At 41.4% G+C, this 16,295-nt stretch carries 15 protein-coding genes and 1 pseudogene; all 16 read left to right on the top strand.

Annotated elements, in window-relative coordinates; genetic code table 11:
• Positions 1-10 precede the first annotated feature (10 nt).
• The gene (locus HMPREF9189_RS04560) at positions 11-1,105 is read left to right on the top strand and encodes a cystathionine gamma-synthase (RefSeq protein ID WP_000032483.1); all 1,095 of its coding nucleotides are present in this window, start codon (positions 11-13) and stop codon (positions 1,103-1,105) included.
• Between the two features lie 7 nt (positions 1,106-1,112).
• Positions 1,113-2,279 (top strand): MalY/PatB family protein, encoded by a 1,167-nt coding sequence (locus HMPREF9189_RS04565; RefSeq protein ID WP_000521344.1) that lies wholly within the window; start codon positions 1,113-1,115, stop codon positions 2,277-2,279.
• A gap of 92 nt (positions 2,280-2,371) precedes the next feature.
• The gene (locus tag HMPREF9189_RS04570; RefSeq protein WP_001096264.1) at positions 2,372-5,467 is read left to right on the top strand and encodes a DEAD/DEAH box helicase; all 3,096 of its coding nucleotides are present in this window, start codon (positions 2,372-2,374) and stop codon (positions 5,465-5,467) included.
• 47 nt (positions 5,468-5,514) lie between these two features.
• On the top strand, positions 5,515-6,126 hold the full coding sequence (locus HMPREF9189_RS04575; RefSeq protein ID WP_000806753.1) for a hypothetical protein: 612 nt from the start codon (positions 5,515-5,517) through the stop codon (positions 6,124-6,126).
• A gap of 11 nt (positions 6,127-6,137) precedes the next feature.
• Entirely contained in the window at positions 6,138-7,472 is a 1,335-nt protein-coding gene (gene murC, locus HMPREF9189_RS04580) for a UDP-N-acetylmuramate--L-alanine ligase (protein WP_000048098.1), read from the top strand.
• 9 nt (positions 7,473-7,481) lie between these two features.
• Positions 7,482-7,948 (top strand): annotated as a pseudogene (locus HMPREF9189_RS04585) (GNAT family N-acetyltransferase).
• The gene (locus tag HMPREF9189_RS04590; RefSeq protein WP_000702411.1) at positions 7,945-8,448 is read left to right on the top strand and encodes a GNAT family N-acetyltransferase; all 504 of its coding nucleotides are present in this window, start codon (positions 7,945-7,947) and stop codon (positions 8,446-8,448) included. The pseudogene HMPREF9189_RS04585 and the gene HMPREF9189_RS04590 overlap by 4 nt, the downstream one beginning before the upstream one ends.
• Before the next feature lie 74 nt (positions 8,449-8,522).
• On the top strand, positions 8,523-10,274 hold the full coding sequence (mltG, locus tag HMPREF9189_RS04595; RefSeq protein WP_000927550.1) for an endolytic transglycosylase MltG: 1,752 nt from the start codon (positions 8,523-8,525) through the stop codon (positions 10,272-10,274).
• A 61-nt stretch (positions 10,275-10,335) separates the two neighbouring features.
• The gene (greA, locus tag HMPREF9189_RS04600; RefSeq protein WP_000818770.1) at positions 10,336-10,818 is read left to right on the top strand and encodes a transcription elongation factor GreA; all 483 of its coding nucleotides are present in this window, start codon (positions 10,336-10,338) and stop codon (positions 10,816-10,818) included.
• 76 nt (positions 10,819-10,894) lie between these two features.
• On the top strand, positions 10,895-12,259 hold the full coding sequence (locus HMPREF9189_RS04605; RefSeq protein ID WP_000097712.1) for an amino acid permease: 1,365 nt from the start codon (positions 10,895-10,897) through the stop codon (positions 12,257-12,259).
• Between the two features lie 100 nt (positions 12,260-12,359).
• The gene (locus HMPREF9189_RS04610) at positions 12,360-12,770 is read left to right on the top strand and encodes a GNAT family N-acetyltransferase (protein ID WP_000545390.1); all 411 of its coding nucleotides are present in this window, start codon (positions 12,360-12,362) and stop codon (positions 12,768-12,770) included.
• 59 nt (positions 12,771-12,829) lie between these two features.
• The gene (locus HMPREF9189_RS04615) at positions 12,830-13,426 is read left to right on the top strand and encodes an HAD family phosphatase (RefSeq protein WP_000351391.1); all 597 of its coding nucleotides are present in this window, start codon (positions 12,830-12,832) and stop codon (positions 13,424-13,426) included.
• Positions 13,427-13,572: 146 nt separating this feature from the next.
• Positions 13,573-13,782: a helix-turn-helix transcriptional regulator gene (locus HMPREF9189_RS04620; RefSeq protein ID WP_001107502.1), complete on the top strand. Its 210-nt coding sequence runs from the start codon at positions 13,573-13,575 to the stop codon at positions 13,780-13,782.
• Positions 13,772-14,245, top strand: a complete 474-nt coding sequence (locus tag HMPREF9189_RS04625; RefSeq protein ID WP_000797306.1) for a DUF6773 family protein — start codon at positions 13,772-13,774, stop codon at positions 14,243-14,245. The genes HMPREF9189_RS04620 and HMPREF9189_RS04625 overlap by 11 nt, the downstream gene beginning before the upstream one ends.
• Positions 14,235-14,723 (top strand): DUF6773 family protein, encoded by a 489-nt coding sequence (locus tag HMPREF9189_RS04630; RefSeq protein ID WP_000797154.1) that lies wholly within the window; start codon positions 14,235-14,237, stop codon positions 14,721-14,723. The genes HMPREF9189_RS04625 and HMPREF9189_RS04630 overlap by 11 nt, the downstream gene beginning before the upstream one ends.
• Before the next feature lie 117 nt (positions 14,724-14,840).
• Positions 14,841-16,295, top strand: a complete 1,455-nt coding sequence (locus HMPREF9189_RS04635; RefSeq protein WP_000283153.1) for a nicotinate phosphoribosyltransferase — start codon at positions 14,841-14,843, stop codon at positions 16,293-16,295.

A 16,295-nucleotide genomic window follows, 5' to 3' on the forward strand; every position in this document is an offset into this window, starting at 1 on the left:
GAGGTATTGTATGAGTAAAGAACGACACATTAACACAATTCTGGCCCAGGCGGGTATCAAATCAGATGAGGCTACAGGTGCCTTGGTGACACCGCTTCATTTTTCAACAACTTATCAGCATCCAGAGTTTGGTCAGTCTACTGGATTTGACTACACACGCACTAAAAACCCAACTCGCAGTAAGGCGGAGGAAGTCTTGGCGGCGATTGAGTCAGCGGACTATGCCCTAGCCACGAGCTCAGGTATGGCCGCGATTGTACTGGCCTTTAGTGTCTTTCCGGTAGGAAGTAAGATCCTAGCAGTGCGTGACCTTTATGGTGGTTCTTTCCGTTGGTTCAACCAAGTCGAGCAGGAAGGTCGTTTTCATTTTACCTATGCCAATACAGAAGAAGAATTGATTGCCGAGTTAGAGAAAGATGTGGATGTTCTCTATATCGAAACCCCAACCAACCCTTTGATGTTGGAATTTGATATTGAAAAACTAGCAAAATTGGCTCATGCTAAGGGTGCCAAAGTGGTGGTGGACAATACCTTCTATAGTCCGATTTACCAACGTCCAATTGAAGATGGAGCGGATATCGTTCTGCATTCAGCAACTAAGTATCTAGCAGGCCACAATGATGTCTTGGCTGGAGTGGTTGTGACCAATAGTTTAGAACTATACGAGAAGCTTTTCTACAATCTCAATACGACAGGAGCAGTCTTGTCACCATTTGACAGTTATCAATTGATTCGTGGTCTCAAGACCTTGTCTCTTCGTATGGAACGCTCAACAGCCAATGCCCAAGAAGTGGTTGACTTTTTGAAGGATTCTGCAGCAGTTAAGGAAGTTCTCTATACTGGTCGCGGGGGGATGATTTCCTTTAAAGTAGTGGATGAAAAGCGTATTCCTCATATTTTAAATAGCTTAAAGGTCTTCTCATTTGCAGAAAGTTTGGGTGGAGTGGAGAGTCTGATCACCTATCCGACAACTCAGACTCATGCGGATATTCCAGCAGAAGTGCGCCATTCCTATGGCTTAACAGATGACCTCTTACGCTTGTCAATTGGGATTGAAGATGCTAGAGATTTGATTGCGGACTTGCGCCAAGCCTTGGAAGGATAAGACAGATATGGGAAAATATGATTTTACAAGCCTGCCCAATCGTTTTGGGCATCATACCTATAAATGGAAAGAAGCGGAAACTGATCGAGAAGTTCTACCAGCCTGGATAGCGGATATGGACTTTGTAGTCTTGCCTGAAGTTCGACAAGCTGTACAAGCCTACGCAGATCAGTTGGTCTATGGCTATACTTATGCAAGCGACGCTTTGATTGAGTCGGTTCAAGAATGGGAAGCCAGCCAACACGGTTATCACTTTGACAAAGATGCTCTCGTCTTTATCGAGGGAGTGGTACCAGCTATTTCAACAGCCATTCAAGCCTTTACAAAAGAAGGAGAAGCTGTTCTGATTAACACACCAGTCTATCCACCGTTTGCCCGCAGTGTCAAACTGAACAATCGCCGATTGATTACCAATTCTTTGGTGGAAAAGAATGGTCTGTTTGAGATTGACTTTGACCAGTTGGAGAAGGATATGGTGGAAGAGGATGTGAAGCTTTATATCCTTTGCAATCCTCACAATCCTGGTGGACGTATTTGGGAAAAGGAAGTGTTAGAAAAGATTGGTCATCTCTGCCAAAAACACGGTGTCTTGTTGGTTTCAGATGAGATTCACCAAGATTTGGCCCTCTTTGGTCACAAGCACCAGTCTTTCAATACCATTGATCCTGCTTTTAAAGACTTTGCCCTTATCTTGAGTAGTGCCACTAAAACCTTTAATATTGCTGGGACCAAGAATTCCTATGCAGTTATTGAAAATCCAAAGCTTCGAGTTGCTTTCCAGAAACGCCAGTTGGCCAATAACCAGCATGAAATCTCAGGCTTGGGCTATTTGGCGACAGAAGCTGCCTACCGTTATGGCAAGGACTGGTTAGGAGAGTTAAAAGAAGTCATCGAGGACCACATTAACTATGTAGTGGATGTTTTGGGCAACGAAACCAAGATTAAGGTCATGAAACCACAAGGTACCTACTTGATCTGGCTTGATTTTTCAGCCTATGACCTAACGGATGACCGCTTGCAAGAGCTTTTGAAGAATGAAGCCAAGGTTATCCTCAACCGAGGTTTGGATTATGGAGAGGAAGGAAATCTTCATGCTCGCCTCAATGTAGCCATGCCGAAGTCAGTATTGGAAGAGGTTTGTCAACGCATCGTGACCACTTTTGCTACACTTTAAAAAACGAGCCTTCTAGGAGAAAAGTCTTCCTAGAAGGCTATTTTCGTAGTGGAAAATGTGGTATAATGAAAAGATAAGATAAAGGGGTAACTATGGCTAAATTGATTCCAGGAAAGTTGCGCATGGAGGGTGTTACTCTCTATGAAACGGGCAACATTGAGATTATCAAGGAAAAAGGGAATCGCCTCTATACTCGTGTGGCGGGAGAAGACTTGCGCTACAGTTTAGAGGATGATCTTGTTTTTTGTGCTTGTGATTTTTTCCAAAAAAGAGGTTACTGTGTTCACCTAGCGGCGCTCGAGCATTATCTGAAGAACGACGAAGAAGGTCAGGTAATTTTACAAGCCTTAGAAAAAGGACATGAAGAGCAAGAAGAGGTCGAAACCAAGGTTAGTTTTGGCGGTAGTTTTTTGGAGCGTATCCAACCTCAGAAGAGAGAGCAAATCTACACTTTGTCGGCTCAAGGCCAGGTGGAAGCTGGGACCAATCGCCTCCTTTGGACTCTCCGAATCGGTTTAGTTGATAGTCAAAAATATTATGTCATTCGTGACATCCCTCTCTTTTTGAAGGTCTTGGTCCATCGAAAGCCATATATGATTGGGAAACACTATGAAAATGACTTGTCTTGGGATGCTTTTGATACAGCTAGTCAAGAAGTTCTTACTTTTTTATGTGGCTTGATTGAGGAGGGACTGAGTCAAGACCTCTTTTTCCCCAATCAAGGTCGTCACCTCTTTTTCCCTCTGACCTTTTTTGAGCGGGGTGTGGAGTTGCTGATGAACTTGGAAGATTTTCATTTTGAACACCAGATCGATAGTTATGAAAATCTTCTCTTTCATGATTTAGATCCCGATGCGGGACTTTTCACTTTTTCTGTGAGGGAGCATCCCGATTATTTTGAGATGGAAATCTCTGAAACTGAGCGAGTCAACGTATTCTATGGGGGAGCGGTTCTCTTTCGTAAGGGGAATTTTTATCTCTTAAACCCTAAACAAATCAGCCTACTAAAGGAAATTAAGGAGCTTCCTCAGGAGGAGAGAGGGAGAAAATGCCTCCAGTTTGACAACAGTGATCGTGACCGTCTGGCCGCTTGTCTGCCTTTGTTTGGACAGCTAGGAATAGTGTCTGCCCCCGAGCGCTTGCAAATCAGACCCTTTTCACCAATCTTTTACTTTGATAGAGAGGATGACGGCCGCATCCGCTTGGATATCCAGTTTGACTATGGAGATGTTAAGGTGACTAGTCATAAACAGCTGGAACAATTACCATTTTCAAGTGATGCTGTCTTGGAAAACCAATTATTTCAAGTCTGTTTAGGGGCTGGTTTTGAGGCTGATTTTCAGTCTTGGAGACAGGCCTTGAAGCCAGAGGCAGTTTATTCTTTCTTTCACCATACGATTCCAGCTTTTGAGAAATTGGGTCAGGTTTTCTTGTCTGATGAGATGAATCAGCTCTACAGCGTCCAAGCTCCTCAGGTTCAGATTGAGTCCAAGGGAGGACTGTTGGAAATCCAGTTTGATTTCCAAGGAATTGCCCAAGAAGAGATTGATCAAGCTCTTAAAGCTTTGACCAGCAATAAGGATTTCTATATCAGTTCTTCTGACCAAGTGTACTTTTTTGATGAGGAAACCAAGCAGATTCGTCAAAATTTGCAGGAACTGGGGGTTGAGCTAAAAGATGGTTCTTTTCAAGCTCGAAAATCTCTGGCTTATAGCCTTTCTCAGCTTTTTGAAGGTCGAGATAGGATCTCCTTCACAGAGGAATTTCAGCATTTAGCTCATGATTTGACCCATCCAGAGGATTTTCCTTTGGGAGATATACGGGTGCAGGCGAGTTTGAGAGACTACCAGGAAAAGGGTGTTCGTTGGCTCCAGATGCTTCATCACTATGGTTTTGGTGGCATTCTGGCAGATGATATGGGACTGGGAAAAACATTGCAAACTATCGCTTTTTTGACTAGTCAGGTGACAGAAAATAGTCGGGTCTTGATTTTAGCGCCGTCAGGTTTGATCTACAATTGGGCAGATGAATTTAGGAAATTTGCCCCACAGTTGGATTTGGCTGTCGTTCATGGTTTGAAAGCGAATCGAGAAGCAATTCTTTCTGAAAATCACCAAATCTATGTGACTAGCTATGCCACCTTTCGTCAAGACAGCGAGCTTTATCAAGAGATGGCTTTTGATTTTCTCTTTTTAGATGAAGCCCAGGTCATGAAAAATGCCCAGACTAAGATTGCTCAGAGTTTGCGCCAGTTCGTGGTGCCGGCAGTTTTTGCTTTGTCAGGTACGCCCATCGAAAATCATTTAGGAGAGTTGTGGTCTATCTTTCAAATTGTGCTTCCGGGGCTCTTACCAAGTAAAAAGGAGTTTATGAAATTACCGGCTGACCGAGTAGCGCAATTTATCAAGCCCTTCGTCATGAGGCGTAAGAAAGAAGAAGTCCTAACAGAACTACCTGATCTGATCGAAGTTGTCTATAAAAATGAACTGGAAGACCAGCAGAAGGCCATCTATCTTGCCCAGTTGCAACAGATGCGAGACCGCCTAGCACAAGTGACAGATCAAGAATTCCAGAGAAGTCGGGTAGAAATCTTATCTGGTCTCATGCGTTTGCGCCAGATCTGCGATACGCCAGCTCTTTTTATGGACAATTACCAAGGAGCCAGTGGTAAATTGGATAGTCTCCGAGATTTATTGCTACAAGTGGCAGATGGTGGGCATCGGGTCTTGATTTTCTCTCAATTTAAAGGAATGTTGGAAAAAATCGAGCAAGAGCTCCCAAATTTGGGATTGACTTCCTTCAAAATTACGGGCTCAACTCCTGCTCAAGACCGACAAGAGATGACCAAAATATTTAATCAAGGGGAAAGGGATATCTTTCTCATCTCTCTTAAGGCGGGGGGTGTCGGTCTCAATCTGACAGGAGCTGACACCGTCATCCTAGTGGACCTCTGGTGGAATCCTGCTGTCGAGGCTCAGGCTATCGGACGAGCTCATCGAATGGGACAGGAGCGGAAGGTAGAGGTTTACCGTTTGATTACTAGAGGAACCATTGAAGAAAAGATTCAAGAACTCCAAGAACAGAAGAAACACCTGATTTCCCAAGTTTTGGATGGAACGGAATCGCGTGCGAGTCTTAGTCTGGCAGAAATTCGAGAAATTTTAGGGATTTCTGAAGCCAGCACTTGAAAAATCAAGACAATACGCTATAATGAAGTGTTGAAAGGAAATACAAAATGAAACAAGATCGATTTCCACTGGTGTCAGATGATGAGATCATGCTGACTAAAATGCCAGTCATGGACTTGTACGATGAGTCAGACTTTATTAGCAATATCAAGGGTGATTACCGCGATAAAAACTATTTGGAATGGTCTCCTATCAATGAGGAACAGGCTGTAACTCCTTCGGTAGCTAGCAAGGAGCCAAAACCAGGCCCAGAACCTAAAAAAGTTGAAAAAACGTATGCTGAATTGGCTCGAGAAGTGGCGCGTGCGGATCTGAAGAAGAAACGTTCGGCCAAGTATTTGACTCAGGATGTTAGTCATACTAGACGACACAATGGTTCAACACTTGTTCGTCAAGGAAACCAACCAACAGCACCATTTCAAAAGGAAAATCCAGGTGAGTTTGCCAAGTTTAGTAAAAACTTGAGCCAGTCCCACTATATTCTAGCCGAGGAAGCTGGCCAGGTAGTAACTCCAACTCCGAAAGCCCAAACAGGAAAGGCTAAAAAGAACAACTATGATTTTCTAAAGAAGAGTCAAATCTATAATAAAAAGAATAAGCAAACGGAACAGGAACGTCAGGTTGCCCAAGAGTTGAATCTGACAAGAATTACTGAGTAAGGGAGAAAAACATGTCAAAAACATATCATTTTATTGGAATCAAGGGATCAGGGATGAGTGCCTTGGCCTTGATGCTGCACCAAATGGGACACAAGGTTCAAGGTTCAGACGTTGAAAAATACTACTTTACTCAACGTGGACTAGAGCAGGCAGGAATTACGATTCTTCCTTTTGATGAAAAGAACCTGCAAGGGGATCTTGAAATTATTGCTGGAAATGCCTTTCGTCCAGATAACAATGTTGAAATCGCCTATGCCGACAAAAATGGTATCAGCTACAAACGTTACCATGAATTCCTAGGCAGCTTTATGCGTGACTTTGTCAGCATGGGGGTTGCAGGAGCGCATGGTAAGACATCAACGACTGGGATGCTGTCTCATGTTTTGTCTCACATCACAGACACTAGCTTCTTGATTGGGGATGGAACGGGTCGAGGTTCTGAAAATGCTAAGTATTTTGTTTTTGAATCTGACGAATATGAGCGTCATTTCATGCCTTACCACCCAGAATACTCTATTATCACCAATATTGACTTTGACCATCCAGACTACTTTACTAGTCTAGAGGATGTTTTCAATGCCTTTAATGACTATGCTAAACAAATTACCAAAGGTTTATTCGTCTACGGTGAGGATGCTGAGTTGCGTAAGATCACAGCCAATGCGCCAATCTATTACTATGGGTTTGAAGCTGAGGACAATGACTTTGTAGCTAGCGACCTTCTACGTTCTACGACTGGTTCGACCTTCACAGTTCATTTCCGCGGACAAGAGTTGGGTCAATTCCACATTCCAACCTTTGGTCGTCACAATATTATGAATGCGACAGCCGTTATTGGTTTACTTTATACAGCGGGATTTGACTTGAACTTGGTACGTGAACACTTGAAAACATTTGCTGGTGTCAAGCGTCGTTTCACTGAAAAGGTTGTCAATGGCACCATTATTATTGATGATTTCGCCCACCATCCAACGGAAATCATTGCGACCTTAGATGCGGCTCGTCAGAAATACCCAAGCAAGGAAATTGTTGCAATCTTCCAACCACACACTTTTACTAGAACCATTGCCCTATTGGACGATTTTGCTAAAGCTTTGAGCCAGGCAGATGCTGTTTACTTGGCGAAAATCTATGGATCAGCCCGTGAGGTGGACCATGGTGACGTCAAGGTAGAAGACCTAGCAGATAAAATTAAGAAGAAAAGCCAAGTCATCACAGTTGAAAATGTATCACCACTCCTTGAGCATGATAATGCAGTCTATGTCTTTATGGGAGCAGGAGATATCCAAACCTATGAGTACTCATTTGAACGTCTTTTGTCTAATTTGACAAGTAACGTCCAATAAGAAAAAAGAATGGAAATTCCAATCACCATAGGACGGGCTACTTTATCGGATTTAGAAGAATTGTAGCAATTGAAGAATCTTGTTTATCCTCAGAAGAAATGGTGAACTACGAGTTTTTAGAAGAGAGTATCCGTAAGATTGCGGCTACCCTTCTTGTAGCTAGAGATGAAAACCAGCTCCTAGGCTATGTTTTAGGAGAATCTCAGTCTCTTCATCCCACATGGATAGAAATAAAATCATTTGCTATTCATCCTGACCATCTCGGGCAAGGCTTGGGGACCCTTCTTCTTGCTAACTTGAAACAAGTGGCGGTGGAAGGAGGGTATGAGTATCTTCGCTTGACTTGTCCTGATGACTTGCTCTCTTATTTTGAGATGAATGACTTTGCTACGGGAGAATTGCTAGAGGCTCCGTACGCAAGATTTTCGGGATGGAATCTGATTTGGGTCAATCCTTTTTATCAGGAGGAAGTATGAAAATCAGACAAGCAAGATTTTCGGATTTAGATCAAATTTTAGAGATAGAGCTGGAGAATTTCTCCCTTGAAGAAGCGATTCCTCGTTTGGTCTTTGAGGCGCACTTACGTGAAATTCAGACCAGTTTTCTCGTAGCTGAAAAGGAGGGACGTATACTTGGGTATATTGAAGGTCCAGTCGTCCCACATCGTCATCTACAAGATCAGTCCTTTACAGAAGAGATAAAAGACTATAGCCATCGACCTGGAGGCTATATCTCTGTGACCTGTCTCTCCATAGCTAAGGAGGCACAAGCCTTGGGCGTGGGGAAAAGATTGTTAAGGGCTCTGAAAGAAGTCGCTTTAGAACATGAACGAGAAGGTATCAACTTGACCTGCCATGACTATCTCATCCCTTATTATGAAAAACATGGATTTGTGAATGAAGGGGTATCCCAGTCAAGCTTTGCGGGTGAAAGTTGGTATGATATGGTTTGGCATCCGGAAAATAAAGAAAACTAGCTAGGGAATGGCCTAGTTGGTTGCTTTTCTGCGACTTTTAAGATATAATATTATGGATTGTCAACAAGGAGGTAATGCTTTTGACTGAAAAATCAAGAGAAGAAGAAAAATTAAGCTTTAAAGATCAGATTCTACGTGATTTAGAGAGAGTAAAAGAACAAGATAGAAGAGAGAAAGAAGTAGACATTCCAAATCTGACAGCTTCATCATCTCAAGCTAGTTCAGTAACTCCTGTAAATCCTGAATCGGATGCTTCAACAGAAGAGTTGATAGCTGATTCCCTATCTGTTGTCGATAAAATTCTAAAGAATGCGCCGAGTGTTCCTCCACTTTCGAGTGCTGAAGCTGATAAAACGGATGAAAAAGAAGAGAAAGAGATTAGACAGCCTGTCATTGACAAGATTGAAGTTGTAGAATCTGAAGAACCTCTAGTAGAACCGATTCATCCAGCTGAAGAACCTGTAGTGGAGTCCGTTCAACCTAAGGTGGAACCAGTTGAACTTGAACCTGAAGAAAAAGAATTTAACGATACTCCGACCAAGATAGATGTGACTTATAAGACAGAAGAGGCCAATACATCAGTTGCTTCTTCTGAGAATAAAGCTGAAGCGCTAGCTTCAACTGGATCCTCAGACAGATTAACGGAGGAATCACGTCGTAACCGTCGCCGTAAAGGTAAAAAGCCAACCAAGAAAAAGAAAAAATCAAAAGCCAAAGGTTTCCTAGTAACCTTTTTAGTTCTCTTGGTACTTGTGGCTGCTGGTGGATACTTTGGGTACGGTTATGTTCAAGACTCTTTGAAACCTGTTGATGCGAGCTCTAAGGAGTATATGACAGTTCAAATTCCAGAAGGATCAAATGTGCAACAAATTGGGAGCACTTTGGAAAAATCTGGTTTGGTCAAACATGGACTTATCTTTAGTATTTATGCTAAGTATAAGGGTTCAGACTTGAAGTCAGGTTATTACAATTTGAAGAAAAGCATGAGTACGGATGACTTAATTCAAGAATTGCAAAAAGGTGGAACTCCTGAACCTCAAGAACCAGTGCTTGCGAACTTAACTATTCCGGAAGGTTATACCTTAGAGCAAATTGCTCAGACAGTAGGTCAACTCCAAGGTGATTTTAAAGAACCTCTTACAGCGGATGCTTTCCTGGCAAAAGCTCAAGATGAAACCTTCATCTCCCAACTAGTAGCCAAGTATCCAAACCTTCTTGGAAGTCTTCCAACAAAAGACAGTGGTGTTCGTTATCGCCTTGAAGGTTACCTTTTCCCAGCAACCTATACTATCAAAGACAGCACCACAGTTGAAAGCTTGATTGATGATATGTTAGCAGCTATGGACAAGGCCATGTCACCGTACTACACTACGATAAAAGAAAAGAATCTGACAGTTAATGAATTGCTCAGTATTGCTTCTCTTGTCGAAAAAGAAGGTGCTAAGACCGAAGATCGTAAATTGATTGCGGGAGTCTTCTATAACCGCTTGAATCTTGGTATGCCACTTCAAAGCAACATTGCTATCTTGTATGCTGAAGGAAAACTTGGCCAAAAGATTAGCTTGGCTGATGATACTGCAATTGATACTACGATTGATTCACCTTATAATGTTTATACACATCTTGGCCTCATGCCCGGACCAGTTGATAGTCCAAGCCTCGATGCGATTGAAGCAAGTGTAAATCAGACAAAGAGTGAGTACTTATACTTTGTAGCTAATGTTGAAGACGGTAAAGTATACTTTGCAACGACAAAAGAAGAGCATGACCAAAACGTTGCAGAACATATCAATAGTAAATTAACACAATCAAGTAGTTCAAACTAAAATTATGTGGTTTTCCACATAATTTTGTTTTAAAAAAGTAATAGAAAAGAAAGTTGAAAAAATGGCAGAAAAAACTTACCCAATGACCCTTGAAGAAAAGAAAAAGTTAGAAAAAGAATTAGAAGAATTGAAACTCGTTCGTCGTCCTGAAGTAGTAGAGCGTATCAAAATTGCTCGTTCGTACGGGGATCTTTCAGAAAACAGCGAGTACGAAGCAGCTAAGGATGAACAAGCTTTTGTTGAAGGACAAATTTCAAGTCTAGAAACCAAAATTCGCTATGCTGAAATTGTTAATAGCGATGCAGTTGCCCAAGATGAGGTAGCTATCGGTAAGACCGTAACCATCCAAGAAATCGGTGAAGAGGAAGAGGAAGTTTACATCATCGTCGGTTCTGCAGGTGCGGATGCTTTCGCTGGGAAGGTATCAAATGAAAGTCCGATTGGACAAGCTTTGATCGGCAAAAAAACAGGCGATATTGTTACGATTGAGACACCTGTTGGTAGTTACGATGTCAAAATTTTAAAGGTTGAAAAAACAGCCTAAATAGAATGAAAACGGAGTAGTGGAGGTCTTGACTTGCTCAACTCCTTTTTGATTTTTTGAATAAATAGGAGACTATATGAGTTCAAATAAGAAAAAAAATAAAATGGAGCGTGGTTTAACCAATCGCCATGTTCAGGTGATGGCCATTGCGGGGACAATCGGAACAGGACTTTTCCTAGGTGCTGGTCGTTCTATCAGCCTTACTGGACCTTCTATCATCCTGATTTACATGATTACAGGAGCCTTTATGTTTTTGATGATGAGGGCTGTTGGGGAGATGCTATATCAGGATCCAGAACAACATACTTTTATCAACTTTATCACCCGTCATTTGGGGAAAGGCTGGGGGTATTTCTCTGTTTGGTCTTATTGGTTGTCTGTTGTATTTATCGGTATGGCAGAAATCACTGCGATTTCGCATTATGTTCAGTTTTGGTTTCCTTCTTGGCCTAGTTGGTTGATTCAGATTGTTTTTTTAACGATTTTGGCCTTGGTTAATCTGATTGCGGTTAAGCTCTTTGGAGAAGTCGAGTTTTGGTTTGCTATGGTTAAGATTGTGGCTATTTTAGCTATGATTGCAACAGGGGTCTTTATGGTCTTGACAGGATTTGAAACACCATATGGTGCTGCAAGTCTGGCAAATATCAGCAATCAATTCTCTCTTTTCCCAAATGGAGTCATGAACTTTGTCATGGCCTTTCAAATGGTATTTTTTGCCTATCTGATGATTGAATTTATCGGAGTGACAACCTCTGAAACGAAGAATCCTCGTCAAGTTTTGCCCAAAGCTGTTAAGGAAATTCCTCTCCGAATTGTCTTCTTCTATGGTGGTGCTCTATTAGCCATTATGTCTATTATTCCCTGGAGAGAACTTGCTTCTTCAGATTCACCATTTGTAACGGTTTTTGAGCTGGCAGGTATCAAGTGGGCGGCAGCTCTGATTAACTTCGTTGTTTTGACGTCGGCAGCATCTGCTCTTAATTCAACCCTCTATTCAACAGGGCGACACCTCTACCAGATTGCTCATGATTCACCCAATCGCTTCCTAAAAGCGATCAAGGCAGATACTCTCTCTCGCCATAATGTTCCACAAAATGCTATTATTGCTTCAGCAATCTTGATTGCTCTGGCTGCCTTTATCAATGTTTTGCCAGGTGTTTCCGATGCCTTTGCTTTGATTACGGCGTCTTCATCAGGTGTTTACATCGCGATTTATATCTTGATCATGGTGGCTCATCTCAAATACCGCAAGTCACAAGACTTCATGGCGGATGGCTACCTCATGCCCCATTACCGTTTTCTAAATCCTTTAACCATTCTCTTCTTTATCTTTGTCTTTGTAACCCTCTTTTTACAAGAATCTACTTTTATGGGAGCAATTGGTTCAGCTATCTGGATTATCGGTTTCGGAATTTATAGCCAGTGGAAATTTAGAAAATAACTCATGAACTCATCAACTCTGCTTGGTGAGTTTTTTTCTAGTTTGACAGTCTATTGAAATAAGATTATAATCAAGCTGTAACAGTTCGAAGGAGGTTTGGATGCACTTTGGATTGGAAAATAAGGAATCGCATAAAGCACAAGAAATAGGAAATCTGATTCGTTCTTATAATCGTTCCAAAAGAGAAGAGGCTGAAAGCGAGCCACTGAATCTTTATGTTGAAGACGAAAAGGGTAATCTCTTGGCAGGCTTAGTAGCAGAGACTTTCGGAAATTGGTTGGAAATCGAGTATTTGTTTGTGAAAGAGGAATTGCGAGGACAAGGAATCGGTTCAAAACTATTGCAGCGAGCAGAAAATGAAGCCAAGAATCGAAACTGTCGTTTTGCTTTTGTCAATACTTACCAGTTTCAGGCGCCAGATTTTTATAAAAGGCATGGCTACAAGGAAGTCTTTACCTTGCAAGACTATCCCTATACAGGACAAAGATACTATTACCAAAAGGATTTGTAAGCTAAATATGAAAGTATAAATCAAAGAGGAAATCTTCACATCGCTATGGAGGTGGGCTAATGGATATCATACTAGATATGGGCAACGTTTTATTAGAATGGAACAAAGATAAGATTTTGCAAGGTGTTTCGGATACGAAGGAAGAATATTTGATTTTAGATAAGGCCATTTTTCAGTCGGGACTTTGGGAAAGATTAGATCTTGGAACCATGACGAGAGAAGAGTTGGTGCTTAAAGTTGTGTCAATGATTGGCAGGACCTATCAAAAGAAGGTCGAAGAAGTTATCTGGAACTGGTCTAGCTACATTGACATTTATACGGAAGTTTTTCCTGTCTTGTCAGAACTAAAGAAAAAGGGGCATCGCATCTTTGTCTTGTCCAATACCTCAAAGGTATTTTATGACTTGCTGGAAGAGCAACTATCTCCCTTAAAAGAACTTTTAGATGGCTTTGTCTTATCCTGTGATATAAAAGCTATAAAGCCTGATTTGGTAATGTTTAAGGAGATTCTCGATAAATACCAGCTAGATCCTACAAATTGTGTCTTTCTAGACGATATTGAGGACAATACAAACGCAGCTCAGAAATTGGGCATCAAGGCCCATCAGGTCAAGAAAAGAAGTGATGTCGTTGATATTTTGAAATCCTATATTTAAAGGCAACGCTCTCTATTTTTTGTAGTAGAGAGTTTTTTTGTTAATAAAATCTCACAAAATGACATTTATATATTGCATTAAGTTAGATATATGGTATAATGTTTTTAAAAGAAGCGCAACTTTTAAAAATGTGAAGGAGGACGCTAGTGGCTAAAAATTTAAAATTAAAATTAGCTCGGGTGGAGCGTGATTTAACACAAGGGGATTTGGCAGAAGCTGTGGGCGTTACTAGGCAGACTATAGGCTTGATTGAAGCTGGGAAATACAATCCTAGTCTCTCCCTCTGCCAGTCCATTTGCAGATGCTTAGGAAAAACATTAGACCAACTATTTTGGGAGGAAGAAGATGAAAAATAGAAAAAAACTTGTGATCAAAGATGAACGTACGGAAAAATTGGATGGAAAGATTTCAGGAGAAATTCTTTTGGGAATGTGCCTATTTTTGGCACTGGAAATTTTTGCCAAAGTTTATATTTTTAATTTAACGCTTCTATCCTATTCACCAGAATTACTTTTATTGATTGGAGTAGGTTTGTATGCCATTATTCGCCGCATGTATGTAGGAATTGATATTCGAGATATTGTTGAGAATACTGGAAAAGAAAGAATTTTATCTGCTTTGGGATTTTCTATAGTGGTTTTATTGATTGATATCGTAGGCAATCGCGAGGAACTGGTCAGTCTATTGACTTGGAAGTACTCCCTAAAAGTGGTTCTAGCAGTTATCATCTATCTCGTTGGGAGTTATTCTATGGACCGAGTTATTCTATACTTGAATCGCAGAAATCAGCAAGTTTGGGAGGAAGAAGATGAAAAATAGATTTTTTTATTATCAATTATTAGACGAAAGAGAAGAACAACTGATGAATAAAGCGGGGGCTGAAAGTTTCTATATCTCTATAGCTTTCTTGATTTTATCTTATATGATTGCAGTATTAGCACCAAGTCTTTTTAATCCGAGAATGATTCTCATCATTATCATTATTGGAACTTCTTACTTTTTCGGCCGTTCTCGAGATTTGGGTGTGAACTACTATAGTCGTTTTCATTTTACAATTTTAGGGTGTTTGCTGGTAACTCTCGCTATTACGACTCTCTTGATGTTGGAGAATTATCAATTTAACATAGAAATTTATCAGCACAATCCTTTGAACGTTAAATACTTGTCTGCTTGGGTCATTACTTATCTGATTTACCTTCCTTGGGTTTTTATCGGCAATCTCGGCCTTAAAAGTTATGGCGAATGGGCTCAAAAAAAGTTTGAGCAAGATATGGATGAACTGGAGAATGGAGAATAGCTTGTTAGCTTTTTATCAATCTCGGTAAAATGTGTTATAATAGTACTAAATTTATCGGATGGTGTGAAAGTGGTAGAATACGTTCATACCTTTATAAAGAAGGAAGAAGGAAAACAGATGTATCCAGATGATAGTTTGACATTACACACGGACTTGTACCAGATCAACATGATGCAGGTTTACTTTGACCAAGGGATTCACAATAAAAAGGCGGTTTTTGAAGTTTATTTCCGCCAGCAACCTTTTCAGAACGGCTATGCGGTTTTTGCTGGTTTGGAAAGAATTGTGAACTATCTTAAAGACTTGCACTTTTCAGATAGCGATATTGCCTACTTGGAGTCGCTTGGCTATCACGGGGCATTCTTAGACTACCTCCGCAATCTCAAGTTGGAGTTGACGGTTCGTTCTGCCCAGGAAGGGGACTTGGTTTTTGCTAATGAGCCAATTGTGCAGGTGGAAGGCCCTCTAGCCCAATGTCAATTGGTTGAAACTGCTCTTTTAAACATCGTTAACTTTCAAACCTTGATAGCGACTAAGGCGGCACGTATTCGTTCGGTTATTGAAGATGAACCCTTGATGGAGTTTGGGACACGTCGTGCGCAAGAAATGGATGCAGCTATCTGGGGAACACGCGCAGCCGTGATTGGTGGCGCCGATGGAACCAGCAACGTGCGTGCTGGTAAACTCTTTGATATTCCTGTCTTGGGGACTCATGCCCATGCCTTGGTACAAGTTTATGGAAACGACTATGAAGCGTTCAAGGCTTATGCGGCGACCCATCGTGACTGTGTCTTTCTAGTAGATACTTATGACACGTTGCGAATCGGTGTGCCAGCTGCCATTCAGGTGGCGCGTGAGCTGGGTGATCAGATTAACTTTATGGGTGTGCGGATCGACTCTGGGGACATTGCCTACATTTCCAAGAAAGTCCGTCAGCAACTGGACGAGGCTGGCTTTACAGAGGCTAAGATCTATGCTTCTAATGATTTGGATGAAAATACTATTCTCAACCTCAAGATGCAAAAGGCCAAGATTGATGTCTGGGGTGTGGGAACCAAGCTGATTACAGCCTATGATCAGCCAGCTCTTGGGGCAGTTTATAAGATTGTAGCTATCGAAGATGAGAATGGTCGTATGCGCAATACCATCAAACTGTCTAATAATGCTGAAAAAGTATCAACGCCAGGTAAGAAACAGGTGTGGCGCATTACCAGTCGTGAAAAAGGCAAGTCAGAAGGTGACTACATCACCTATGACGGTGTGGATGTTGCCAGCATGACAGAAATCAAAATGTTCCATCCGACCTATACTTACATCAAGAAGACCGTTCGAAACTTTGATGCTGTTCCTCTCTTGGTAGACATCTTTAAAGAAGGGGAATTGGTTTACAATTTGCCTAGTTTGACCGAGATTCAGTCCTATGCTCGCAAAGAATTTGACAAGCTTTGGGATGAGTATAAACGGGTACTCAATCCACAGCACTATCCAGTAGATTTGGCGCATGATATTTGGCAAGATAAGATGGACTTGATTGACAAGATGCGCAAAGAAGCCCTTGGTGAAGGAGAATAA

The organism is Streptococcus sp. oral taxon 071 str. 73H25AP, from assembly GCF_000146755.1.
Classification (GTDB): Bacteria; Bacillota; Bacilli; order Lactobacillales; family Streptococcaceae; genus Streptococcus; species Streptococcus oralis_T.